Origin of the sequence: Acuticoccus sp. I52.16.1 (genome assembly GCF_022865125.1) — a bacterium.
In the GTDB taxonomy this organism is placed as follows: Bacteria; Pseudomonadota; Alphaproteobacteria; order Rhizobiales; family Amorphaceae; genus Acuticoccus.
In genome coordinates this window covers 2627846-2653389 of the sequence record NZ_CP094828.1, presented here as the reverse complement: position 1 = coordinate 2653389, position 25544 = coordinate 2627846, and the positions used below count along the sequence as shown (strand labels likewise).

The following is a 25544-nucleotide window of genomic DNA, read 5'->3' as shown; positions in this document are numbered from 1 at the left end:
AGAAACGATAGGGGGCGACGTGGGAGAGGCCGAACGGATCGTGCGGATCGAGGGGTTCGCACTGGCCTGCGCTATGCCGCAGGAGGCCGGCAACGCATTGCGGACGTTTCGGGAGCGCCAGAGCCTCCTCGTGCGCATCACGACGGCCGGCGGGCTGACCGGCTGGGGCGAGACCTGGGCGTTTCCGGACGCGGCGGGCGCGTTCATCCGCTCGGTGCTGGCGCCGGTGGTGCTCGGCGCCTCGGCGACCCGCCCGCGCACGGTGCAGGCGGCGATGCTGCGGCGCGTCGTGCCGGACCGCCGCGGCCAGGCGCACATGGCCCTCAGCGCCATCGACATCGCTCTCTGGGACGCGTTCGGCCGGGCCGCGGGGCTCCCGATCGCGGCGCTCCTCGGCGGGGCGCTGCGCGACCGGCTCGCCGCCTACGCCAGCGGCCCGCTGATGCCCGCCGGGGCCGACCGGTTCGCCGGCCTCGAGGCCGCGGTGACGGGGTTCGCGCGGGACGGCTTCCGCGCCGTGAAGCTGCGCGTCGGCGCCGGGCTCGACGCCGACGAGGCGGCCATCCGCACCGCGCGGCGCGTCCTCGGCCCGGACGCCGACCTGATGTTCGACCTCAACGAGGGCTCCACCGTCCACGACACGCTGGCGCTCGCCGAGCGGGTCGCCGACGTCGGCATCCGCTGGATCGAGGAGCCGGTGCCGCACGACGACCTCCCCGCCTACCGCGAGATCGCCGCGCGGCTGCCGGTGCCGCTGGCGGGCGGCGAATCCTTCTGCGGCGTCGGCGCCTTCCGCGAGGCGGTGGCGACGCGCGCGCTCGCCATCCTGCAACCCGATATCGCGCTCACCGGCGGCATCACCGAGACGATGCGCGTCGCCGGCCTCGGCGAGGCCTTCGGCGCGACCGTCATTCCCCACGTGTGGGGCGCGGGGGTGAACTTCCTCGCCGGTCTGCAGGTCGCGGCGGTCCTCGCCCCGGCGCCGGGTGCGCGCGGGCTGCCGCTCTTCGAATTCGACACCAGCCACAACCCGCTGCGTGCCGCCGTCATCGACCCCAGGCCGGACGCCGACGGGACCATCCCGGTCCCGGACGGTCCCGGCCTCGGGGTCGACATCACGCCCGACCAGATCGCTCCGTACGTGACGGGGCATTGGGTCGTCGAACAATAATTAGGGAAGGAGACTCGAGATGATCGTACGCACGCTCTTCACCGCCGCCCTCGCCGTGGCGCTCCCCGCGTCCGCCGCGCTGGCGCAGGACATGACACTCAACCTCGGCTTCGTCGGCGGCCCGCAGGCGCCCGAGGCCATCGCCATGGGCCAGCTCGCCGACGAGGTGAAGGAGAAGACCGACGGACGCATCGAGATCCGCCTGCAGGGCGGCGGCGCGCTGGGCGGCGACCGCGAGGTCATCGAGGGTCTGCAGCTCGGCACCGTGGACATGACCGTCTCGTCGACGTCCATCGTCGCCAACTTCGTGCCCGAGCTGAAGATCTTCGACATCCCCTTCCTGTTCCGCGACTTCGACCACGCCGAGGCGGTGCTGGAGGGGCCGACCGGCGAGGCGATCCTCGAGGAGATGCCCGGCAAGGGTCTCGTCGGCCTCGCGTTCGGCGGCATGGGCTTCCGCGAGCTGACCAACTCGGTCAAGCCGGTGAAGACGGTCGAGGACGTGAAGGGCCTCAAGATCCGCACGCAGCAGAACGAGATGCACATCAAGGTGTGGGACGCGCTGGGCGTGCTGCCGACGCCGATGGCGATCCCGGAGGTCTACACCGCGTTGCAGCAGGGCGTGGTCGACGGACAGGAGAACCCGATCGGCGCCATCGTCAACAACCGCTTCGGCGAGGTGCAGAAGTATGTCAGCCTCACCGACCACGCCTTCACCCCGCTGGTGGTGCTGATCTCGCCGATGGTGTGGGACCAGCTCTCGGGCGAGGACAAGGCGATCGTCGAGGAGGCGGCCGTGCACGCGATGGAGCGCAACCGCGCCGAGGTGGAGAAGGCGATCGCCAGCGGCCTCGACACGCTGCGTGAGCAGGGGATGACGGTGATCGCCGACGTCGACAAGGACTCCTTCCAGGAGAGCCTCGGCCCGGTGTTCGACGCGTTCGCCGAGGAGTTCGGCGCCGACCGCATCGCCGAGATCCGCAGCGCCGAATGAGCAGCGCCCTGGCGCATATCCGTCGCGGCGCGCTCACCATCGAGCGCGCCGTGACGTGGACGGCGGTGGCGCTCGGCGCGGTGTGCCTCGTCGCCGCGGTCGGCGTCGGCTTCTACCAGGTGCTGGCGCGGTTCGTGCTGTTCCGCCCGGCCTCCTGGTCGGAGCCGTTCGTGCAGAGCGCGCTGATCTGGATGACCTACCTGGCGCTGTGCGGCGCGATGCGCACCGGCACCCTCATCTCGGTCGACGTCTTGAAGAAGGCGACGCAGGGGGCGGCGCACACGACGCTTCGCCTCGCCGGGGCGGGGGCGATCCTGGTGCTCTTGTGGGTGATCCTGTGGCAGGGCATCGCCATCGTCTGGCGCGTCCGGTTCCAGACCATCGCGGGGCTCGGCGTGCCGGCCTCCTATGTCTACGCGGCGCTCCCCACCGGGGCGGCGCTCTCGATCCTGGCCCTGATCGGCCATGTGATCGACCCGCCGCCGGACCCGTCGGCGCCGGACGCATCGAGCTGAAGGGCCCGTCATGCTCGCGACAATGATCATCGCCATGGTCGGCCTGATGCTGCTCGCGGTGCCGGTGGCGGTCGCCATCGGGCTCGCCGGCGTCATCGGCACGGCCTTCTTCACCAACCTGCCGCTCATCGTGGTGCCGCAGCAGGCGTTCATCGCGCTGGACAAGTTCCCGCTGGCGGCGATTCCGTTCTTCATCCTCGCCGGCAACATCATGGCCGCCGGCGGCATCTCCTCGCGCCTGGTCGACCTCGTCGACAGCCTGCTGCGGGACGTGCGCGGCGGGCTGCCGATCTCGTGCATCATGGTGTGCATGATCTTCGCGGCCGTCTCCGGCTCCTCGGTGGCGACGACGTTCGCGATCGGCGCGATCCTGATCCCGGCGATGACGCGGCAGAACTACCCGATCGGCTTCGCCGCGTCGTTGCAGGCGACCTCGGCTGAGCTCGGCGTCCTCATCCCGCCGTCGATCCCGATGATCCTCTACGGCGTCTCGGCGCAGGCGCCGGTGGGCGACCTCTTCGTGGCGGGTCTCGGCCCCGGCGCGCTCATCGCGGTGGCGCTGACGGCCTACGTCCTGGTGTGGACGCGCATCACCGGGCACGGCAAGGCGGAGGACGTTCCGGCGAAGCCGTTCGGGCGGAGCCTGCGCCGCGCGCTGCTGGCGCTCCTGATGCCCGTCGTCATCCTGGGCGGCATCTACGGCGGCATCTTCACGCCGACCGAAGCGTCGGTGGTGGCGGTGGTCTACGCGCTCGTCGTCTCGATGCTGGTGTACCGCGAGCTGTCGGTCCTCGGCCTGCTCCAGGTCATCCGCGGGTCGACGCTGTCGTCGGCGATCGTGATGTTCATCATCTCGATGGCGGGGCTGTTCTCGTTCGTGATCACCCGCGCGGGGATCCCGGCGATGATCGGCACCTTCATCGCGGAGACGTTCGACGGGCCGATCACATTCCTGCTGGCCGTCAACGCCTTCCTGTTCCTGGTGGGGATGTTCGTGGAGACGGCGGCGTCCATCGTCGTCATCGCGCCGATCCTGGCGCCGGTGGCGGTGGCCTTCGGGATCGACCCGGTGCACTTCGGTCTCATCATGATCACCAACCTGGCGCTCGGCATGATCACGCCGCCGTTCGGGGTGAACCTCTTCGCCGCCTGCGCGGTGGCCAACATCGGCTTGGAGCGGATGATCCGCCACCTGCTGCCGCTGGTGGCGGTGATCCTCGCTTGCCTGATGCTGGTGACCTACGTGCCGTGGATCACCTCGGCACCGCTGGCGCTGATCGGGCGCTGACACGCGAGCCGACAGGGTCGGGCGGTCCCCGTGGCCGCCCGCCCTCTTGAAGAACAGGCTCCTATCGCCGGGTGTTTATTTCAGACTTCGCCCCGAAGAACACGAACCTATACTGATTTGACATCCGCGATCCCTAAGATAATCGAACAAAAACGGCAGGCTTCCTATTGTTTGTGTAACGCCATCGTCGGCACACCGCATCAACGAGGAGAGCCTGCATGATCGGAGCCACGCAAGACCTACTGTCCCTCAACGCCGCGCTTGCCATCACCCGGCAAGGCAACGTCTTGGCTCGCAGCGACACCAGCTCGCTCCTGAGCCTCTCCGCGACGCGCCAGACGGCGACGGTTCCCTCGACCGCCGGCAGCGCCGAGGTGGCCACCGCCTTCGGCAGCGGCTTCGATCTCTACGCCGACGTCTCCGCGCTGGGCGCCGTCGACGCGGCGGTGGGGGTCAACGTCACCGGCGACGGGGTGGCGGTGGAGGCGAGCGCCGACGTGGACCTGTCGTAGGTCGATGCCACCGCGGCGACCGAGGCGACCGTGATCGCCGACGTCGCCGACACGGTCGACGCGACCGCGACCACCGAAGTCGCGCCCGAGAGTTCGCCGATCGACGACCTGATGTCGCTGTTCTTCGGCTTCTTCGGTTGATCGCGGCTGGCGGCCGGTCCGTTCGTCACCGGCCGGCCGCGTCGCGCCTCCGGGCCTCAGGCGGCGTCGGAGGTGCGGTCGGCGGCGGTCAGCTTTTCGATCGCCTGCAGGGTCAGGTCGAAGATGCGGTCCATGTGGACGCGCAACTTGTTGAGGTCCTGGAGGTTGGCGGCATCGCCGGAGCGCGCCCGCGCCTCGAAGCTCTCCGCCAGCGTCCCGAGGCCCGTCGCGCCGACGATGCGGCTCGAACTCTTGATGGTGTGGGCCGGCATCACCGCGTCCTCGATGTTGCCCATCGCCAGCGCCTCGCGGATCGTCTTGAGGTACTCGGCGGTGTCGGTTCGATAGAACTCGAGCAACGTGTCGAATTTTTTCATCGACTGGCGGGTGGCCTTGAAGGCGGCGACGTCCACCAGCGGGACCTTGCCCTTCGCGGCGGGGGCCGGCGCGGGGGCCGGTTGCGGCGCGGGCGGGCTCTCCGGCGTGGCTGCGCGTTGCGGCTGGAGGGCGGCGGTCTTCGCCTGGGCGGCCGCGGCGTTCGCCTGGGCGGCCGCCTTGGCTTGTGCGGCGGCCTTGGCTTGCGCCATCGCCTTCGCCTGGGCGGCTTCCTGCGCCTTTGCGGCGGCGGCCGCCTGCTCGGCCGCCTTGGCCACGGCAGCGGCCTCCGCCTGCGCCTTGGCCTCAGCTTGCGCCTCGGCTTGGGCGGCGGCCTTGGCCTGCGCGGCGGCCTTGGCCTCCGCGTGCGCCCGGTTTGCCGGATGGGCCTGCCTGGCGGGCGGCGCGGCGCTCGGTGCAGGCTGCGCGGCGGCGACCGGCTGCGGCGCGGCCGCGCGTTGCGGTGCGGCGGCGGGCGCCCCTTGGGCCACCGCCTGGATCGCCGCTTGGGCGACGGGCGCGGCCTGGGCGACGGGCGCGGCCTGGGCGACGGGGGCGGCTTGGGCGACGGGGGCGGCTTGGGCGACCGTCCGCGCCTGCACCACCGGCTGGGCCGCAGCGGGCTGCACCTCGGCCACGACCGGGCGCGTCTGGGGCGCGACGGCCGGCGCCGGTTGGGGTGCGGTGTCGCGTCTCGTCGGATCACTCATGGGGGCGGCCTTCCTCTGGGGCGCGGGGGCGGCTTCGGGGGAGTGTTGTGCCGCCGCCTTCGCCGGCCGGCGACGCAGCGACAGGCCGGACAGCGTCGCCTTCAGCTCGGCGACCTTCAGCGGCTTCGTCAGGAAGAGGTCCATTCCGGCGTCGAGGCACCTCTCCCGGTCCCCTTTGAGCGCGTTGGCGGTGACGGCGACGATCGGCACGCGCCGGATCCCGCCTTCCTCCATCAACGCGCGGATCTTCCCGGTCGCCGTGTAGCCGTCCATCACCGGCATCTGGCAGTCCATGAAGATGATGTCGAAGTCGCCCTTCTTGGCGACGTCGATCGCGCGCAGGCCGTTGTTGGCCTCCGAGACCTCGAAGCCCAGATCCTCCAGGACCTCCGACCCGAACATCAGGTTCACGGTGTTGTCGTCCACCAGGAGCGCCTGGAGGCCCTTGTAGCGCGGTCCGTTGGCCAACGCGCTGTCGACCATGGCTTCGCTGGTGACGACCGCCTCCTCCGCACTCTCGCCTCCGGCCAGACGGTGGATCATCGCCAGCAGGACGCGGCAGTCGAACGGCTTGACCAGCACCCCGTCGAACACCGGGTAGGACGCGCACGCCTCCTGCGCCGCCAGGATGACCAGCGGAATCTCGGTCAGCCGCGGGTTGGTCCGCAGCCGCGCCCGCAGCGCCATCGTGTGCTCGATGCTGCGGCCCTCGTCGAACAGGATGACGTCGACCGGCGCCTGCGCGTGCTCCTTGGCGAGCTGATCGAGCGCCGAGCGCCGCGCATCGTAGGCCAGGCACTCCGTCCCGTAGGTCTCGAGGCCGACTTCGACGATGCGCATCAGCGTCTCCGACGAGGACAGAATCGCCACGCGCAGGCCGCTGCCGTCCGGGATACGCGGGCCCTCGAGGGCCGTCAGCGGCAGCGCGAAGGTAAACACCGAGCCTTTGCCGAGCTCGCTGGTGACACCGATCGAGCCGCCCATCAGCTCGCAGATCTGCTTGGAGATGCTGAGGCCGAGACCGGTGCCGCCGTAAAGCCGCGTGGTGCTGTCCTCGGCCTGCGTGAACCGAGAGAACAGCTTGGCGATCGACTCCTCGGCGATGCCGATGCCGGTGTCGGAGACCGCGAACTCGATCACGCAGCGGTTCGCCTCGGGGTCGAGCTTGCCGAGCGTCACTGACACGACGACCTCGCCGGACTTGGTGAACTTCAGCGCGTTGGAGATGAGGTTGCCGAGAATTTGCCGGATACGGATCGGGTCCGCCTCGACGAACTCCGGCAGGCGCGGGTCGAGGTCCATCAGGAGCGGCAGGCCCTTGTGCTGCGCCGAGCCGTTGTAGAAGCGCACGATGTCGGTGACGAGTTCGGGGAGGCCGGTGCGGATCGGGTCGACGGCGAGCTGCCCGCTCTCCAGCTTGGACAGGTCCAGCACGTCGTTCAGCAGCGCCAGCAGCGTATTGCCGGAGGCGACGATCTGCTCGGCATAGCGGCGCTGGTCCCGCGTCATGTCGGTGCGCATCAACAGCTCGGCCATGCCGAGCACGCCGTTCAGAGGGGTGCGGATCTCGTGGCTCATGTTGGCGAGGAAGACCGACTTCGCCTCGTTGGCCGTCTCCGCCTTCGTCAGCGCCGCCGTCAGCTCCCGCGAGTCGCGACGCTGCATGCCGTTGAAGGCGGCGACCATCACGCCCCCCGCGACGAACACCGCCGTCAACCCGCCGAGCATGAAGAGCAGCGACGTCAAGTCGTCGAAGTGCTCGCGCAGGATGATCTGCGCGTCGAGGTTGCGCGTCACCTTGACGTGGGTGACCGCCTCTTCGGCCCCCATCAGCTTGAACAGGAACGACGGCTCGGGATCGAACTCGAGCGTGACGGCGGCGTCGTCGGGCTCCAGGTGGACGCTGACGAGGTCGAGATGGCTGAGGCCCGTCGCCGCCTCGCGCGCCATGCGGGCGATGTCGAGGGCGACGAAGACCACCAGATGCCCACCGTCCTTGATCGGCATCGCCTGCATCAGGACGATCTGGTTCTCCGGCAGCGTCGGCATCACGTCGCGCCATTGCGTCGGGCTGACCGACACGGCGAGACCCATGTGCTGCATCAGCCGGTTCTCGAGGAGCGTCAGCGACTCGCCCCCCTCGCGTAGGTCGACGAAGAGATCGCCGTCGCCGATGAAGGAGCGCACGATGTGGTCGTCGACCGTGAAGTAGCCGAGGTGCGTCAGGCTGGAGGATTGGCGGCTGGCGCGGCGCAGCTTGTCGTGGACCTGGTCGGCCCGTCCCGCGAGGACGAACGCGGCGGCATCCTTGAGGCGAACCATCCCGGTGTCGATCTGCTGGCGCATGGCGCGCTCGTAGCCGCGGGTCTGACCGCGGAACCGCTCGTGAGTCGTCTCGACCAGATCGAGCGTATATTTTCCGAGGATTGCCGCCAGCAAAACGGACATCGAAATAAGCGTAATGACCGGCAGCGATTTCCGGAAGCCTAGTTTCCTGATATTCATCCCATGAACCTCTACCATTGCACACGCGGCGCGCTGGCCACGAAAGCGACAGCCTGGTTTCCTGATTTGTCGTAGTAGAGCTTGTCGAATGCGAAGTTGGCGGCGCGGGCGATACCGCGGCCGCAGGCCGCGCCGGAGCGGCTGGGGTCGGTCGCGAGGTAGGGCCGCCAGTTGAACCCCGGCCCGTTGTCCTTGACGTTGAGGTAGACGCCGTCGTCCCGGCGCATGGCCGTCGCCAGGGCCCAGCCGCCGGCGTAGGCGGGGTCACGGGCCCGCTCGGCGACCGCCTCCGGCCACCGCCCTTCGGCCAGGAGCCGCGACTTGGCCTCCAAGCCGAAGCGCAGCACGCCGTGCTCGATGGCGTTCTGCAGCAGCTCGTAGATGCCCTGGATGGTGCGGTCGGGCGCGTCCTGCATGCTGGCGAGCATGCTCACCACCGAGTCCACCTCCGCCGGCCCGGTGAGGCGGAAGCGCACTACCTCCATGTTGCGAAAGGCGGACTGATGGCCCCGCAGGTCCGCGCGCAGCTTCTTCTGCCGCCGCACCTCCTCCATCGCCGAGCCGATGACCGAGGCGATCAGCTCGGCCGACGAGGGCTTGGTGAGGTAGTAGAACGCCCCCGCCTCGATGCCGGCGCTGACGTCTGCCGGGTCGCGCGCGCCGGTGAGGATGACGATGGGAATGTGCTTGGTCGCCTGCTCGCGCTTGAGGCGGCGGGTGAGGCCGAGGCCGTCGAGCACGGGCATCATCCGGTCGGTGACCACGATGTCGGCGACCGCGGGGTTCTCGCGCAGCAGGGCGAAGGCTTCGCCGCCGTTGCTCGCGGTGACCACCTGGTAGCCCAGATTCTCGAGCTGTCCCTCCATCATCAGGAGGGCGCTGCGGTCGTCGTCGACGAGGAGCACCGTGGCGCGGTCGCTGGCGCGGGCGGCGCGTGACGGGGACGCGTGCGTCACTGCGGTCATCTCACCTCTCCGCGAAGGCGGTTTTCATGGCCCGCGAGATCGGGCTGAGGATGTAGGCCAGGACGGTCTTGTCGCCGGTGATGATGTCGGCATCGACCTGCATGCCGGGGGCGATGCGCGCCGTCGGCACCTGCGGCAGATGGTTGGTGTCGAGCGCGATGCGGACCTTGTAGTAGGGCTCCTGCCCGTCCTGGACGAAGGAGGAGGGCGAGATGTCGGACACCCGCCCCTCGATCCAGCCGAAGCGGGTGAAATCGAATGCCGAGACCTTCACGTGGGCGGAGAGGCCGATCGCCACGTAGCCGATCTCGCTGACGGGGATGCGCGTTTCGGCGGTCAGCTCCTCGCCGACCGGGACGATCGTCGCCAGCGGCTGCCCGCTCTTGACCACGCCGCCGATGGTCGTGACCTCGAGAGACTTCACCAGGCCGTGCACCGGCGAACTGACGGTGAGGCGGTCGCGCCGGCGCTTCTGCTTGCTGAGGTCGCCGCTCATGCGTGACAGCGTCGTCTGCAACTCCTGGATCCGCGTGGCGCGGTCGGCGCGGGTGCGGGCGAGGAAGGCGGCGAGGTTGCCGGTCGCCTCGTTCAGCTTCTCGCGCGCGGCCTGCTTCTTCTCGACGGCGACGGCGGTGGCGTTCTCCACGTCGCTGATCGCCTTGCGCCGCTCGGCGAGGAGAGCGCGCGTGGAGAAGCCCTTCTTCACCAGCGCATCGATGCGGGCGAAATTCTCCTCGGCGAACCGGCGGTCGTCCTCGTAACCGTCGAGCTGGGCCTCGACGCTCTTCAGCATCGAGCGGGCCTGCTCGATGCGGCTGGCGATCAGCGTGTGCTCCTTGTCCAACGCGTCGCGCTGCGACGTGTGGGCGACGCGCATGCTGGCGGCGACGCGCGAGTCGAAGCGGCTGAAGTCCGGCTCGCGGTCCTCGGCGAGGGCCATCAGGCTCTCGATCTCGGCGGCAATGGAGTCCCTCTGGCGGGAGGCGACGGCGAGATCCTCCGCGGTGGCCGCATCGTCGAGCACGAACAGCGGCTGGCCCTGGTAGACCGACTGACCGGCCTCGACCAGGATCTCGGCGACGATCCCGCCTTCGTAGTGCTGGATGATGCGCTCGAAACCGGCCGGCACCACCATGCCTTGCGCACGGGACACCTCGTGGACCGTCGCCAGCGCCGACCAGACGATGAGCGCGATGAAGGCGGCGGCGATCGTCAGCGCCGTGCGCCGCAGGAAGGCCCCGCTGGTCGCCTCCTCGACGAGCACGGGCATCGTCAACCGGCGCAGCGGGTCGATCCGCCGTGGCGGCTCGGGTTCGCGCCGCTCGGGGGCGCCTCCGATGATGGGGACGAGCTTCATTCGAACCTCGCGAGCAGGGTGGCCGGCGTCGAGACCACGGGAACCTTGCCGTAGCGCAGCGCGACGACACGCTCGGCCAGCGCCAGGTAGTCGGTCCGGTGCGACACGAAGATCACGGTCGTACGCTTGCCGCTCTCGCCGACGAGCCGCTTCAGGATGCGGCCGACGGCCCCGTCGAGCAGGGCGTTGGGGATCTCGTCGATCAGCAGCAGGCTCGGCTCGGTCAGGACCGCCTGCGCCAGCGCGAACTTGAACACGAACTCGGGCGTCAGCCCGGCGATGTCCTCGGGGCCGATGGCTTGGTCGAGTCCGCCGGGAAGCTGCGCGATCGCCTCCAGCAGCCCCGTCTGGCGCAGCGCCCGTTTCATCTTCTCGGCCGTCGCCATCGGCCGCGCGAACTGGAGGTTCTCGCGCAGGGTCCCCGGAAAGAGGCGCGGTTGCTGCGGCACGTAGGCGATGCGCCGGCGCAGCTCGTCGAGCGCGAGCTGGCGCATGTCGATCCCGTCGATGCGGATCGCGCCGATCGAGAGGTCGCCGAGACCCATCACCAGCTTCAGCACGGTGGACTTGCCCGACCCGTTGGCTCCGGTGATCGCCACGATGTCGCCCGGCTCGATCTCGATGTCGAGGCCGACGAAGACGGGCCGCGTGTCACTTGCCCGGAAGCCGGCGTTGAGGAAGCTCACCGCGCCGCGCAGCGACTTCAGCTCCACATAATCGCGGTCGGGGTCGCGCTCGGGCACCATGTCCATCAGCTGGTTGATCTGCTGGACGGAGTTGCGCAGCTGCTCGAACCGCCCGATCGACAGGCACAGCGTGTGGAAGGGCGTCAGCGCGCGCAGGCCGAGGATGGTGATCGCCAGGAGCCCGCCCGGTCCGATGGCCCCGGCCCAGACCGCGTGCGCCCCGGCGACGAGAACCATGATCCCGCCGGTCATCAGCACGAAGGTGGAGAGCGCCTCGGCCGCCGTACCGGTCATCCGGAGGCGCACCTGGGCGCGCTGCTGGCGGCGCACCGAATCGACCATGCGCTCGGACCAAAGGTGTTGCAGCCCGGCCTCGCGGATGGCGTCCCGCTTCTCGAACGTCTCGATGGTGATGCGCTGCATCTCGGTCGACTCGTCGGCGGCGATGCTGGTCATGACCCGCGCGCGCCGACGCATCTGGATGAAGACGACGAGGTGCGCCGCGATCGCCAACACCGGCACCACCGCGACCCAGCCGGCGAGCAATCCCATGACCGCGACCGAGGCCAGCGCCGTCGGCGCCTCCAGTATCGACACGAAACCCGGTCCGGTGACGAAGTCGCGCACGTTCTCCACCGTGCGCAGCCGCGCCGCCTGGTCGGTCACTGCGGCGCGCTCGGCGATCGAGGCGCGGATCTTGAGGATGCGCTCGAACGAGAGCGTGCCGATCAGATACTCGATGCGATTGGCGAGGAAGGCGAGGATGCGCTTGCGGCGGGTGAGCAGCATGGCCTCCACCCCCACCACAAGCAACATGCCGACGACGAAGGCCGGCAGCGGCTCGGCCGAGCCGAGGCTGATGACCTGGGCGTAGGTCTGGATGGTGAAGAGCGGCAGCAGGATCGCGGCGCCCGCGGCGGCGAACGAGCACATCAAGAGCGCGATGCCGGCCCGCGGGAACAGCGCCAGCATGGCGCGAAACCAGGTGTCGCCGGTGTGCGTGCGCTGCACCTTGTCGAGCTGGTGCTCCTCGTTGCGGGCGAACGACCAGCTTTCGCCGCGGGCCAGACGCCCGACCGGCACGCTCGGCCCCTCGTCCCCCAGGATCCGCGGGGCACCGGTGTCCGGGCAGGCGAACAGCACCATGGGTGCGCCGCGCCGCGGGATGAAGAGGACCGGCAGCCGCGCCGCCCGCAGATGCGCGCCGCGCCCGCGGGCCCGCGTCGCATGGAACCCGAGGTTCGCCATCGCAGTGACGACGTCGCCGGCGTCCAATGCGCGCGCTTCGGCCGGGAGCGCGGCCGCGAGATGGCGGACATGGAAGTCCGTCTCGGTCAGGAGGCACATGGCACACAGGAGGCGCAACGGTCCCGAGCGCCGCGCCTCGCCACGGCTGGCGCCGAGCATGGCGACGAGACGGTCCAGCGCCAGCTCGAAGCGTTGCAGGTCGGACAGCGGAGTGGCGCTCGCCACGTCGTCCGGCGCCGGGGACGGGGGCGGCGGCGCGGCAGCGGGCGGCGCGATCGCCGGCGGCCGCCCGGCGACGGCCTCGACCCCGACGGCCAGCGCGCTCACAGCTTGAAGTCCCGGTAGGCGACGCGCTCGGTCTGCTCGAATCCCATCGTCGGGCGCAGGCCCTCGCCTTCCAGTGTGAAGCGCTTGTTGGCGTAGCTGAGCAGGTTGGCGTCGTCCGATACGATGATGAACGACGCCTGCCCGTGCACCGCGCCCACGAAGCGGTGGAGCTTGGCGTAGCCCGCCTGGTCGAGCCCACGGTCGACATTGTCGAGCAGGATGAGGCGCGGGCGCGTCGCCAGGGCACGCAGCAGCGTCAGCTGCTGGACGAGGCCGGGCGGGATCGTCTCCGTCGCGCCGCCGAGCACTTCGGTGTCGAGCCCCTGCGGCAACTCTTTGATGAGGTGGTCGATTTCCATGATCGCCGCGACCGCCATGACGGCGTCGTCGTCGACCTCGCCGAACCGGGTGAGGTTGTCGCGGATGGTGCCGCGGAACATCGTCCCGTACGAGGGCACGTAGCCGACCGCGCGGTTGAGGCGCCATTGGGGATAGCGCGTCGGCGGCACGCCGTTGAGCCGCACCTCGCCCTCGCTCGGCACCTCGATGCCGGCGACGAGCTTCAACAACGCGGTGCTGGCGGCGGCCGAGCGCCCCGACAGCGCGACCACCTCGCCCGGCACGATGGAGAGCGACGCGCCGGCGAAGAGGGGCTTCCCTTCACGCTCGAAGGCGACATCGTCGAGCGTGAGCCGCCCCTCGTTCTTGATGTCGATCGTCTCGTCGGGCGCGGCGATCAGCGGCCGGGCGAGCACGCCCTCGATCTTCTTGCGCGCGGCGCCGATGTTCTTCATCTGCACGAAGACGAAGACCGCCCGCTGCACCGGCACCATGATGCGGCTGGCGATGATGACGAGAGCGGAGACGCTGCCCATCGTCATGGTGCCCCGGCTGACCCCCAGCGCCCCGAAGGCGAGGACCCCCGCCACCATCATCTGGCTGGCGACCGAGCCGCTGTTGAGCAGGCGCCCGGTCACCAGCGCCAGCCTGTAGTTGCCGCGTGCGAGGGTCCCGTGCAGTGCCTCGTAACGGCGCAGGATGATGTCCTCGATGCCGAGCGACTTGATCGCCTGCATCGCGCCCAGCATGTTGAACAGGAAGTTGTAGCGGACCTCGCTCTCGGTCTTGATGCGGTCGCCGATGCCGCGCATGCGCACCGCGTCCTGCCAGGTGCGCAGCGCGAAGACGACGAGCGCCAGCGTCACCAGGACACCGGCCGTGGTGGAGATCCAGAAGATCACCGCCACCATCATCGGCAGGAACAGGAGCTCGACGAGGCTGACGAGCACCTGTCCATTGTACTTTTCTTTAAGTTGCCCGATCGCGGACAGGTATTCGAGGCTCTGCGAGGGCGAGGTGCCGGCCGCGCCGGGCCGCGCCAGGAGCACCTGGGCGAGCACCCTGTGCGTCATCGCGCCGGCGAAGTTGGCCCCCGCGCGCGCCAGGATCGCCGCCCGGGCGTAGCGCAGCAGCGCGTCCATGGCACCGATCGCGACGATGCCGACCGCGATCAGCGACAGGGTCGACGTGCCCGGATTGGGGATGATCCGGTCGAAGATCTGCGCCACGGCGATCGGCAGGGCGAGGCCCATGAGGTTGAGCGCCATCGTCAGGACGGCGAGCTGGATGGCCGGCTCGATCCTGCTGATGGCGCTCGAATTCGGGGTCGCAAAGGTCGACATGCATACCTTTTAGAACCCGAGCCCCCCCCAAGGCTTGTCACCCAGCAGGTCCAGGCCAGCGTCCTCGCTCACCGCCGTGTCCAGATCGAGGCTGGCCTCGAGCAAGGCACCGCCATCGAGCGGCGTACCGTCGACGTCGCCGGCGCCGAGCGGGTCGGAGAGCAGGTCGTTGAGCGAGGTCTCGGCGCTACCGGGGTCGGCATGGTCACCGGCGCCCAGGGGATCGAGGGGGTCGTCGACCGGCCCATCCGGGAAGATCGCGGCGACGAGCTCGGCGTCGAGACCGTCGAGCAGGGCCAGCGCGGCGTCCCCCTCGACGGCGGCGCCCGCTTCCGAGAGGTCCAGCTCGACCGCGACGTCGACGTCCCCGACGACGGCCTCGACCGGGTCGAGCGTCACGTCCACCCCGGCCTGGACCTCGTCGACCACAGGCACCTCCACCCCGAGATCGATCACGAGGTCATGGTCCTCCGCCGCCTCGTCGGCCGCCGCCCCGTCGGATCCATCGCCCGCCGGGAGCACGTCAGCCGGATCGCCGTCCGGGAGCGCGTGAGCCGGGTCACCCTCCGGCAGCGCGATGGCCGGATCCTCATCGGCCGCTGCATCCACCTCGGCGACGCCCTCATCGAACTGAAGGCCGAGATCCGCATCGACGTCCAGATCGATGTCCCCCACCAGCGCCTCGACCGGGTCCAGCGGCACCTCGGCATCCACCGTCACCGCCTCGACCAACGGCAGGTCGGCGTCGACGTCCAGCACCACGTCTGTGTCGCCTTCCGGCGAGTCCTCCGCGCCGAGCGGCGGGGAGGCAATCGCCGGGTCGACCGGCACCTCGGGATCGAGCGCGCTCACGGCTTCCACAGGGTCGACCGCGAGGTCAGCGCCGATCTCAACGTCGATGTCGCCCACCAGCGCCTCGACCGGGTCCAGCGGCACTTCGGCATCGACCGTCGCCGCATCGTCCAACGGCAGGTCGGCGTCGACGTCCAGCACCACGTCGGTGTCACCTTCCGACGCGTCCTCCGCGCCGAGTTGCGGAAGGGCGATCGCCGGATCGCCCACCTCGGGATCGAGCGCGCCCACGGCGTCCGTCGGGTCGACCGAGAGGTCGGCGCCGATCTCCACGTCGATGTCGCCCACAAGCGCCTCGACCGGGTCCAGCGGCACCTCGGCATCCACCGCAACCGCCTCGACCAACGGGAGGTCGGCGTCGACGTCCAGCACCACGTCGGTGTCGCCTTCCGACGGGTCCTCCGCGCCGAGTTGCGGGAGGGCCATTGCCGGATTGCCCGGCACCTCGGGATCGAGTGCGCTCACGGCTTCCGTCGGCTCGACCGCGAGGCCGGCGCCGATTTCCACGTCGATGCCGCCTACCAGCGCCTCGACCGGGTCCAGCGGCACTTCGGCATCCACTGCAACCGCATCGACCAACGGGAGGTCGGCGTCGACGTCCAGCACCACGTCGATGTCGCCTTCCGACGAGTCCTCCGCGCCGAGCGGCGGGAGGGCGATCGCCGGTTCGCCAGGCGCCTCGGGATCGATCGCGCCCACGGCTTCCGCCGGGTCGACCCCGAGGTCGGCGCCGATCTCCACGTCGATGTCGCCTACCAGCGCCTCGACCGGGTCCAGCGGCACTTCGGCATCCACTGCAACCGCCTCGACCAACGGCAGGTCGGCGTCGACGTCGAGTGCGACGTCTGTGTCGCCTTCCGACGTGTCCTCCGCGCCGAGCGGCGGGAGGGCGATCGCCGGGTCGACCGGCACCTCGGGATCGATCGCGCCCACGGCGTCCGTCGGGTCGACCGAGAGGTCGGCGCCGATCTCCACGTCGATGTCGCCTACCAGCGCCTCGACCGGGTCCAGCGGCACCTCGGCATCCACCGTCGCCGCATCGACCAACGGCAGGTCGGCGTCGACGTCCAGCACCACGTCTGTGTCGCCTTCCGACGCGTCCTCCGCGCCGAGCGGCGGGGGGGCGATCGCCGGGTCACCCGGCACCTCGGGACCGAGCGCGCCCACGGCTTCCGCCGGGTCGACCGAGAGGTCGGCGCCGATCTCCACGTCGATGTCCCCTACCAGCGCCTCGACCGGGTCCAGCGGCACCTCGGCATCCACCGTCGCCGCCTCGACCAACGGCAGGTCGGCGTCGACGTCCAGCACCACGTCGGTGTCGCCTTCCGACGAGTCCTCCGCGCCGAGCGGCGGGAGCGCGATCGCCGGATCGCCAGGCGCCTCGGGATCGATCACGCCCACGGCTTCCGCCGGGTCGACCGAGAGGTCGGCGCCGATCTCCACGTCGATGTCGCCCACCAGCGCCTCGACCGGGTCCAGCGGCATTTCCGCATCCACCGCAATCGCATCGACCAACGGCAGGTCGGCGTCGACGTCGAGTGCGACGTCTGTGTCGCCTTCCGCCGAACTCTCACCGCCGAGTGGCAAAGGAGCAGCAACCGGATCGCCCGGCACCTCGGGATCGATCGCGCTCGCGGCTTCCGTCGGATCGCCCCCGAGGTCAGCGCCGATATCCACGTCGATGTCGCCTACCAGCGCCTCGACCGGGTCCAGCGGGACCTCGGCATCCACCGCGACCGCATCGACCAACGGCAGGTCGGCGTCGACGTCGAGCGTCATGTCGGTGTCGCCTTCCTCCGGGTCTTCTGTGCCGAGTGGCGGGAGGGCGGCTAAGGAGGGGGCTGGGTCGTCGAGGGTTTCGGTGACCAGGCCGAGGAGGATTTCGGCGGCATCGAGGGACGCGCCGGCTTCGAGCGGGACCTCCTGGGGCTTGATCGGGTCGGGGGTCGGCGTCTGGACCTCGGTGACCGGGTCGACGGTGGGGAGCTCGATGTCCGGGATACCGGCATCGAGTTCGACCTCGAGCTCTATGGTGGGCACATCAACGATCGGGACGTCGACTGCCGGGACGTCGCCTGCCGGGACGTCGAGCGTCGGGACTTCGAGCGTCGGGACTTCGGCCGCCGGAACATCGACGTCCAGGGTGTCGAGATTGGGGACCTCGAGAATGGGGACGTCGATGGTCGGGGTGCCGTTGACGGAGACGTCGACGGAAGGGGTGTCGATCGAGGGGAGGGCGATTTCCGGCGTGGTGAGGGTGTCGGTCGGGATGTCGACCTCGGTGAGCGGGTCTTGGGGGGTGAGCGGGTCTTGGGGGGTGAGCAGGTCATCGAGCGTCGGGAGCCCGACGTCGGTGGTGTCGGGCGTGGGGGTGTCGGGCTCGTCGGCGAGATCGTCGGCGGGCTCCTCGGGGGTGGGGTCGGTGTCCGTGCTGCCGGGGACGTCGCCGGGCGTCACGTCGACAGCCGTCACATCGGCGGGCGTCGTGTCGACGGGCGTCATGTCGGCGGACGGGGTGTCGGCAGGCTCGGCGGCGGGGTCGGATGCGCCGGTGACCGAAGGCGCGCCGGGCGTTCCCTGCGGCGTGGCGGCACCGGGGAACGCGGCGCCGGGCGTCGGCGTGACTGTGGCGAGCGTGTCGGCAGGGACGCCGAGCGGGGCGATCTCGGGTGTCTCGAGCGCGCCGGGCTCGTCGGTGCGGACCGACTCGCCGGCCGGCTCGGTGCCGTCCGGTTCGGCGAGCGGATCGCCGGGAGCTCCGACGTCGGACGCGTCGAGCGGGGTGGACGAGGTGGCGTCGGGCGCGTCGGGATCGGCGGCGACGTCCACCACCACGGTCTGCGGCGCCGCTGCCGCACCGGCGGCACCACCGGCCCGCCCGGCGACCGCCCCCGCGCCGGCGGCAACGGCCGGGCTGTCGATCGCGGCGAAGTCGGCAGGGTCGACGGATACGGTGTCGAGGTCGGCGATGCGCTCGGACCCGGCGGCGGCCGCCGGGCGTTGCTCGCCGGTCCGGGTCCGCTCCAGATCGACGGACGGATCGGCCACCGTCTCGGCCGCGTCCGAGGCGACGCCGGTGACCGTTGTCGACGAAAACTCCTGTCGGATCGCCTGGCCGGCTTCGGCGGGGTTCGCGGTCTCGGTCAGGTCGGGGTCGGCGAAGACGTTGTTGGTCTCGCCGGCGACGGCGTTTGCGGGATCGAACGCGTCGATCGTCTCATAGAGCTTCGACTCCAGCGGTGACCCCGATTGATCGTTCGACTGCGCCATGTCCCATCCCTCACACAAGCCCACGGATACGAGCGTGAAGAATTACGAAGACCGCGGACAGTCTGTAGCGGCTCGCGCTCAATAACTGGTACGCTTGAGCGCCCAGGACATCGCTGGCCAACAACAATCGGCGGAATCGGCCGAGATTATCTGCAACATCCGACGGACGTCGCAGATTCTATACTTTCGCCGGGCTTGCCACTCGATCCGGCACCGGTGTCCCCTTCCAACGGATGCGACCTGTCCTGCCGCAGGAGGAACGCGATCCGTCGGGATCGTGCCGCCGCGCGCGGGGGCCGGAAAACAAAAGAGGCGCCCGGACGGCCGGGCGCCTCTCATTTGGTGGACCTCCGCGGCGGAGGAGTGGGCCGTCAGGCGGCCGGGTTCGGCTCCGGGGTCGGCTCGGCCGGGGCCTCGTGCCGCCGGGCGCCGGTCAGGCGGCGCAAGGCGACGTAGAAGACCGGGGTGAAGAAGAGGCCGAAGACCGTCACCCCCAGCATGCCGGAAAACACCGCGGTGCCGAGCGAGATGCGCATCTCCGCCCCCGGCCCCTCCGCCAGCACCAGCGGCACCACGCCGAGGATGAAGGCGAAGGCCGTCATCAGGATGGGCCGCAGGCGCAGGCGGCAGGCGTCGACCGTCGCCGCGACCAGAGACTTGCCCGCCTCCTCCCCCTGCCGCGCGAACTCGACGATCAGGATCGCGTTCTTCGCCGCCAGGCCGACCAGCACCACCAGCCCCACCTGGGTGAGGATGTTGTTGTCGAGCCCGCGCAGGTTCACCCCGACGAGGGCCGCCAGGATCGACAGCGGCACGATCAGGATGATGGCGATCGGCAGCACCCAGCTCTCGTAGAGCGCGGCCATCGCCAGGAACGCGAAGAGCACCGCGAGGCCGAAGATAAAGACCGCCGAGTCGCCCGTCGCCCGCTCCTGGAAGGCGAGCTCGGTCCACTCAAACGAGACGCCGGCCGGCGCGACCGCGCTCACCGCCCGCTCCATGGCCTCGAGCGCGGTGCCGGTCGCGGTGCCCGGCGCGGCGTTCCCCTGCAGCGGGACGGAGACGTACATGTTGTAGCGCTGGACCAGCGCCGGACCCGCCGCGTCCTGCACCGACATCACCGTGCCGAGCGGCACCAGCGCGCCCGTCGCCGAGCGGACCTTCAGGCGTAGCAGGTCCTTCACGGTGGCCCGGAAGGGTGCGTCGGCCTGGGCGCGCACCTGGAAGACGCGGCCGAAGGCGTTGAAGTCGTTCACGTAGGCCGTGCCGAAGTTGTTGCTCAGCGCGTCGAAGATGTTGGGGATCGGCACGTTGAGCATGCGCGCCTTGTCGCGCTCGATGTCGAGGTAGACCTGCGGGCTGGAGGCGGAGAAGGTGGTGAACACGCCGGCGAGCCCCGGCGTCTCAGCCGCGATGCCCATCGCCTCGTAAGCGGCCGCCAGCACGCGGTCGACGTCGGCGCCGTCCCGGTCCTGCAGCTGGATCTTGAAGCCGCCCTGCTGGCCGATACCGCGCACCGAGGGCGGCGGCACGGCGATGATGAACGCCTCCTCGATCGACTGTAGCCGCCCGTAGAGCGCGCCGATGATCTCGTCCGCGCTATGCCCCTCCTCCAATCGTTCCTCGAAGGACTTGAAGCTGGCGAAGATCGCCGCGGAGTCCGACTGGTTGGTGAACGTCGCCGCCGAGAAGCCGGCGAACGCCACCGCGTCCTTGACCCCCGGCGTCTCGCGGATGATGTCCGACGCCTCGCGGGTCACCGCGTCGGTGCGCGACAGCGACGCGCCGTCCGGCAGCTTCACCACGATGATGGCGTAGCCCTGGTCCTGGCTGGGGATGAAGCCCTGCGGCGTGGTCGACAGCATCCACCACGTCGCGAACAGCAGACCCGCGAAGGCGGCGACCATCACGGTCAGCATCGCCGCGGTGGACACCAGGAAGCGCACCACCGCCGCATAGCCGCGCGCCAGAAGGTCGAACCCGCGGTTGAAGCCGCCGGCGAGCGCGGCACCGACGCGGCCGATCCCGCGCGGCTCGCGGTGCTCGTGCCGCGCCTTGAGGAAGAGCGCGGCGAGCGCGGGCGACAGGGTCAGCGAGTTGAGGCCCGACAGCGCCGTCGCCGCCGCGATGGTGACCGCGAACTGCTGGTAGAACTGCCCCGAGATGCCGGGGATGAACGCCGTCGGCACGAACACCGCGATCAGGACGAGCGTGATCGCGATGACCGCCGAGCCGACCTCGTTCATCGTACGGTGCGAGGCGGCGCGGGGCCCCAGCCCCTCGTCGATGTTGCGCTCCACGTTCTCGACCACGACGATCGCGTCGTCGACGACGATGCCGATGGCGAGGACGAGGCCGAACAGGGTGAGGAGGTTCAACGAGTAGCCGAACGCCAGCATGATCGCGAACGCGCCGATCAGGGAGACCGGAATCGCGATGATCGGGATGATCGCCGTGCGCCACGACTGGAGGAAGACGATCACGACGAGGATGACGAGCAGCATCGCCTCGATGATCGTCTTGTAGACCTCGTTCACCGACTCGGCGATGTACTCGGTCGGGTTGTAGACGATCCGGTACTCGAGCCCCGGCGGGAAATCGGCCGCGAGCTCGGTCATCGTCCCCTGGATCTCCTCGGCGGCGTCGAGCGCGTTGGTGCCGGGCCGCTGGAAGATGGCGAGCGCCACCGCCGGCTGATTGTTGAGGTAGGAGTTGGTGACGTAGTCCTGCGCGCCGAGCTCGATCCGGGCGATGTCCTGGAGCTGGATCAGCCGCCCGTCCTCGGTGTTCTTGACGATCACGTAGCGGAAATCGCGCGCGTCGTCGAAGCGGCCTTGGGTGGTCACGGCGAGCTGGAAGTCGTTGCCGTCCGGCTCCGGCGGCGCGCCGATGGTGCCGCCCGAGACCTGCACGTTCTGCTGGCGCAGCGCCTCGACGACGTCCGACGCCGTCATCCCGTAGGCCGACAGCCGCTCCGGGTTGAGCCAGATGCGCATCGCGTAGCGCCGCTCGCCGAAGATGATGAGATCGCCCACCCCGTCCAGCCGGGTGAGGATGTCGCGCACGCGGCTGCGGGCGTAGTTGGAGATGTAGAGCTGGTCGTAGGTGTCGTCCGGCGAGAGCATGTGGACGACCATCATGAGGTCGGGCGAGGACTTCAGCGTCGTGATGCCGAGGCGGCGCACCTCCTCCGGCAGCCGCGGTTCGGCGATGGCGACGCGGTTCTGCACCAGCACCTGCGCCTGATCGAGGTCGGTGCCGAGACGGAATGTGATGGTCAGCGCCATCGACCCGTCGGCCGTGGAGTAGGACGACATGTAGAGCATGTCCTCCACGCCGTTCACCTCCTCCTCGATGGGGGTGGCGACGGTGCGGGCGACCGTATCGGCGTCGGCGCCCGGGTAAGACGCGCGCACCACGATGGTCGGCGGCGCGATCTCGGGATACTGCGCCACGGGGAGCTGCGTGTAGGCGAGCCCGCCGAGGATGACGATGAGCACCGACACGACCGTCGCGAAGATCGGCCGGTCGATGAAGAAGTGCGAGAACGACATGGCCTACCCCTCGGTCGGAAGGTTGGTGGGCGGCAGCTCGGTCGGCTTCGGGGTCACCGTCACGCCCGGCCGCACGCGCATCAGCCCGTCGATGACCACCGTCTCGCTGCCGTCGAGGCCGGAGCGGATGACACGGTAACCGTCGATCCGCGGGCCGGGCCGCACGGGCTTGGCGGACACGGTGTTGTCGCCGTCGACGACGTAGACGATGCGTTGGTTCTGGTTGGAGGAAACGGCGACGTCGGGCAGCAGCACGCCGTCGTGCGGCAGCGACGCCGGGACGTTGACGCGCCCGAACATGCCCGGCTGCATGATGAAGTCCGGATTGGTCAGCCGCGCGCGCAGGCGGATCGTGCCGGAAGCGTCGTCGATCCTGTTCTCGGCGAAGTCGAGATTGCCGGTGAAGGGACCATCGGTCTCGTCGGCGAGGCGCACCTTCACCTCGAGGCCGCCGCCCTGTTGCAGGTCGGCGCCGCGGGCCCGCGCATCGCGCGCGTAGCCGAGCAGCGAGCGCTCGTCGATGTCGAAGTAGATGTCGATCGGGTCGAGCGAGACGATGCGGGTCAGCAGCGTCTGGTCCGGCTGCACCAGGTTGCCGACGGAGACGAACCGCCGGTCGATGCGGCCCGAGATGGGGGCGTGGATCTCGGTATAGTCGTAGTTGAGGCTGGCGGTGCGGGTGGCGGCCTTCGCGGCCTCGGCGTTCGCCTGCGCGGCGAGGTGGGCCTGCATCCGCTCGTCGTACTGCGACTGTGGGATGGTGCCGCGTTTGACGAGGTCGGCGCCACGGTCGAACTGCTGCTTGGCGTAGTCGAGCTGGGCGGCGGTGACGCGCTCCTGCGCTTCGGCCCGCTCCTTCTCGGCGGCGTAGGGACGTTGGTCGATGGTGAAGAGCAGGTCGCCCTCCCTAACCATCTGACCGTCGGTGAAGTGGATCTGAGCGAGGTAGCCGGCGACGCGCGCCCGCACCTCCACCTCGTTCACCGCCGCGAAACGGCCGACGAACTCGTCGTCCTCGACGATCTGGCGGGTGACGGGCTTGGCGACGGTGACTTCGGGCGGGGGCGGAGCGGCGGCGCTCTGCGCCTCGGGTTCGCAGGCCGCGAGGCCGAGGGCGGCGACGCCGAGGATGACGATGGCGATGCGGGACAAGGGCGCCTCCTGTTGGGCAAGCCAAGGCGACGCCGAATATGGACACCGTGTAATCTCGCACAATGGGTGGCAATGCACATATCTTTGTATGATCGACCTATGCCTGGAGCCAATACCCTCGGCCGCCGACGTTCCGCCCGGCGAGCCGCGAACCGGACAGTGCGTTGATCACACTGGGACAAACGCCGGCGAGGTCAGGAGGCGTCGGCCGGGGTCCTGCGGTCGTGCATAGCGCCATGCGTCGGACGCGGGGCTCGTGAGGACCCTCGTCTCGTATCCCGCGGGCTCCCCGCTCGCCGCTCCCCGGCTCCCCGTCCCCGCGCGCGGTTGCCGGCGGTCGCCTTCGAGACCGGCGTCTCGCTTCAGTCCTCCGGCCCTTCGGATGCGATCAGCAGGACGCGCGCGTCCGCCGGGAGGTCCAGCGCCTTCAGTGCCGCGAGCCCCGCCGCACCGCTCGGCGTCGTGCGGATGCCGTGGCGGGCGAAATCCGCGGCAGCCTCGGCGGCGGCCGCGTCGCCGACGGTCACGAACGCGTCGGCGTCCCGCCGCAACGCCTCGAAGGCGATCAGCGAGGCGTCCTTGCAATCGAGCCGCCCCATGTCGGAGTGCGGGCCGCTCACCGGCGTCAGGCGACCGGCCGCGACGCTCGCCCGCAAGCACGGCGCGGCCTCCGGTTCGACGACGGTGATCGCGGGCGCCCCCTGCCAATTCAGCCGCGCATGCGTCGCGACCGCGGCCGCGAGCCCGCCGACGCCGGCCTGCAGGACGATGTGACTCGGCCACACTTCAATCGCGGCGAAGGCGGCGCGGCACTCTTCGGCCAGCACGGTATAGCCCTCCATCACCAGCGCCGGGCGATCGACATATCCCTGCCACGACCCGTCGGCGAGGAGGAGCCAGCCGCGCCGTTCGGCCTCTCGCCGCGCCACCGCGACGCTCGCCTCATAGTCCCCGTCGACGCGCAGGATCCCGGCACCCTTGGCGCGGATGCGGGCGGCGAAGCTCTCCGGCACCGTCGCCGCCAGGACGATCACCGACCGCGCCCCGAAGCGTCCCGCCCCTGCCGCCACAGAGAGGCCGTGATTGCCGGCGCTCGCGGTGATGAAGGTCATCCCGGATGCCACGGCGCGCGCGCGCGGGCCGGCGAGATCCTCGGTGCCGGCCGCGTCGCAGATCATCCGCGCCACGGCGAACGCACCGCCCAGCGCCTTGAAGCTGCCGAGCCCCATCCGCGTGCTCTCGTCCTTGACGAAGAGCACGCCGGCGCCGGCCTCCGCGCCCAGCCCATCCATGCGCCGCAGCGGCGTCGGCGCATAGGCCGGACATTGGCCGAGCAGCGCGAGCGGCCGGTCCGCGGACGGAACGAACAGCGTGCGGCCGGTGGGCCGCGTGGGATCATCGGTCGGCATGTCCCTCAATATCGCGAGATCGCGCGACATGCACACGGCACCGTGTCCGGCACCGGCGACTGCCGTTGTCGTCCCGCCCCACCGCGTCGCCCCTTCGCCGCGGCTTCACGCCGTGCGCCGACTTGCGCGGGCCCGGCCTCCGGACGGGGCGTCAATAGAGGGTCTGCTTGATGCGCTCCTGCAGCCACGGATCGTACTCGGAGGCCAGCATCTCCGCGTTCGTCGCCTCTTCGAGGAGTTGGCCGGCGGTGGGCAGGCTGTCCCGCGGGACTTGCGTCGCCGGGTCCCAGATCTTGGAGCGGATGATCGCCTTCGAGCACTGGAAGTAGACCGTGTCGATATGGACGATCAGCACCGTGATCGGCTGCTTGCCCTTGATCTCGAACAGGGCGAGGTGCTCCGGGTCGGTCGAGATCTCGGCACGGCCGTTGATGCGCAGCGTCTCGCCGAGGCCGGGGATGAGGAAGAGCAGCGCCACTCGCGGGTCGACGAGGATGTTGCGCATCGTGTCGACGCGGCGGTTGCCCGGCCGGTCTGGCAGCATGATCGTCCGCTCGTCGGCGACGTGGACGAACCCCGCCGGGTCGCCGCGCGGCGAACAGTCGAGCCCGCCGTCCGGGGCGGAGCTGGCGATCGCGACGAACGGCGACGCCTCGATCATCGCGCGGTAGCCCGGCATCAGAGCGGGCAATTCCTTCTGGATCGCCGCCGTGGCCGGCGGGCCGTAGCGCTCGTCCAGCTCGTCGAGCGTCGTAATGCGATGGGTCGTCATCGTCACGTTTCCTTCCGGACGCAAGTTGTTGTCTTAGCGAGAGGAACCCGGCGCGCGCC

15 protein-coding genes are annotated in these 25544 nt (G+C 70.1%); 5 read left to right on the top strand and 10 right to left on the bottom strand.

The features are described from left to right. Positions 1 to 19: 19 nt before the first annotated feature. The 5 genes from MRB58_RS11990 to MRB58_RS11970 all read left to right on the top strand — a co-directional run bounded on the left by MRB58_RS11990 (position 20) and on the right by MRB58_RS11970 (position 4480). On the top strand, positions 20 to 1171 hold the full coding sequence (locus MRB58_RS11990) for a mandelate racemase/muconate lactonizing enzyme family protein (RefSeq protein WP_244777227.1): 1152 nt from the start codon (positions 20 to 22) through the stop codon (positions 1169 to 1171). Positions 1172 to 1190: 19 nt separating this feature from the next. After that, a complete protein-coding gene (locus MRB58_RS11985) occupies positions 1191 to 2165 on the top strand; it encodes a DctP family TRAP transporter solute-binding subunit (RefSeq protein ID WP_244777225.1) in 975 nt (324 codons plus the stop codon). Beyond that, positions 2162 to 2680, top strand: coding sequence for a TRAP transporter small permease (locus tag MRB58_RS11980; RefSeq protein WP_244777223.1), 519 nt, complete (start codon positions 2162 to 2164; stop codon positions 2678 to 2680). Before MRB58_RS11985 ends, MRB58_RS11980 begins: the two co-directional genes overlap by 4 nt. Positions 2681 to 2690: 10 nt before the next feature. Further along, positions 2691 to 3968 (top strand): TRAP transporter large permease, encoded by a 1278-nt coding sequence (locus MRB58_RS11975; protein WP_244777221.1) that lies wholly within the window; start codon positions 2691 to 2693, stop codon positions 3966 to 3968. Between the two features lie 218 nt (positions 3969 to 4186). After that, positions 4187 to 4480 (top strand): hypothetical protein, encoded by a 294-nt coding sequence (locus MRB58_RS11970; RefSeq protein ID WP_244777219.1) that lies wholly within the window; start codon positions 4187 to 4189, stop codon positions 4478 to 4480. Positions 4481 to 4677: 197 nt separating this feature from the next. On the opposite strand, the gene MRB58_RS11965 is transcribed toward MRB58_RS11970, so the two are convergent. The 10 genes from MRB58_RS11965 to MRB58_RS11920 all read right to left on the bottom strand — a co-directional run bounded on the left by MRB58_RS11965 (position 4678) and on the right by MRB58_RS11920 (position 25485). Next, complete coding sequence (locus MRB58_RS11965; protein WP_244777217.1) at positions 4678 to 8154, bottom strand: hybrid sensor histidine kinase/response regulator; 3477 nt, start codon at positions 8152 to 8154, stop codon at positions 4678 to 4680. 68 nt (positions 8155 to 8222) lie between these two features. Then, on the bottom strand, positions 8223 to 9176 hold the full coding sequence (locus MRB58_RS11960; protein WP_244777215.1) for a response regulator: 954 nt from the start codon (positions 9174 to 9176) through the stop codon (positions 8223 to 8225). A gap of 1 nt (position 9177) precedes the next feature. Then, the gene (locus tag MRB58_RS11955) at positions 9178 to 10533 is read right to left on the bottom strand and encodes an HlyD family type I secretion periplasmic adaptor subunit (protein ID WP_244777213.1); all 1356 of its coding nucleotides are present in this window, start codon (positions 10531 to 10533) and stop codon (positions 9178 to 9180) included. After that, positions 10530 to 12794 carry a peptidase domain-containing ABC transporter gene (locus MRB58_RS11950; protein WP_244777211.1) on the bottom strand — a complete coding sequence of 755 codons (2265 nt, stop codon included), beginning with the start codon at positions 12792 to 12794 and terminating at the stop codon, positions 10530 to 10532. The genes MRB58_RS11955 and MRB58_RS11950 overlap by 4 nt, the downstream gene beginning before the upstream one ends. Then, positions 12791 to 14476: an ATP-binding cassette domain-containing protein gene (locus tag MRB58_RS11945; RefSeq protein ID WP_244777209.1), complete on the bottom strand. Its 1686-nt coding sequence runs from the start codon at positions 14474 to 14476 to the stop codon at positions 12791 to 12793. Before MRB58_RS11945 ends, MRB58_RS11950 begins: the two co-directional genes overlap by 4 nt. 9 nt (positions 14477 to 14485) lie before the next feature. Continuing rightward, complete coding sequence (locus MRB58_RS11940; RefSeq protein ID WP_244777207.1) at positions 14486 to 18598, bottom strand: hypothetical protein; 4113 nt, start codon at positions 18596 to 18598, stop codon at positions 14486 to 14488. Positions 18599 to 18969: 371 nt separating this feature from the next. Then, the gene (locus MRB58_RS11935; RefSeq protein ID WP_244777204.1) at positions 18970 to 22152 is read right to left on the bottom strand and encodes an efflux RND transporter permease subunit; all 3183 of its coding nucleotides are present in this window, start codon (positions 22150 to 22152) and stop codon (positions 18970 to 18972) included. A 3-nt stretch (positions 22153 to 22155) separates the two neighbouring features. Continuing rightward, positions 22156 to 23304: an efflux RND transporter periplasmic adaptor subunit gene (locus MRB58_RS11930; RefSeq protein ID WP_244777202.1), complete on the bottom strand. Its 1149-nt coding sequence runs from the start codon at positions 23302 to 23304 to the stop codon at positions 22156 to 22158. A 362-nt stretch (positions 23305 to 23666) separates the two neighbouring features. Then, complete coding sequence (locus MRB58_RS11925) at positions 23667 to 24713, bottom strand: diaminopropionate ammonia-lyase (RefSeq protein ID WP_244777200.1); 1047 nt, start codon at positions 24711 to 24713, stop codon at positions 23667 to 23669. Positions 24714 to 24864: 151 nt separating this feature from the next. Beyond that, positions 24865 to 25485, bottom strand: coding sequence for a pyridoxamine 5'-phosphate oxidase family protein (locus MRB58_RS11920; RefSeq protein ID WP_244777198.1), 621 nt, complete (start codon positions 25483 to 25485; stop codon positions 24865 to 24867). Positions 25486 to 25544 lie beyond the last annotated feature (59 nt).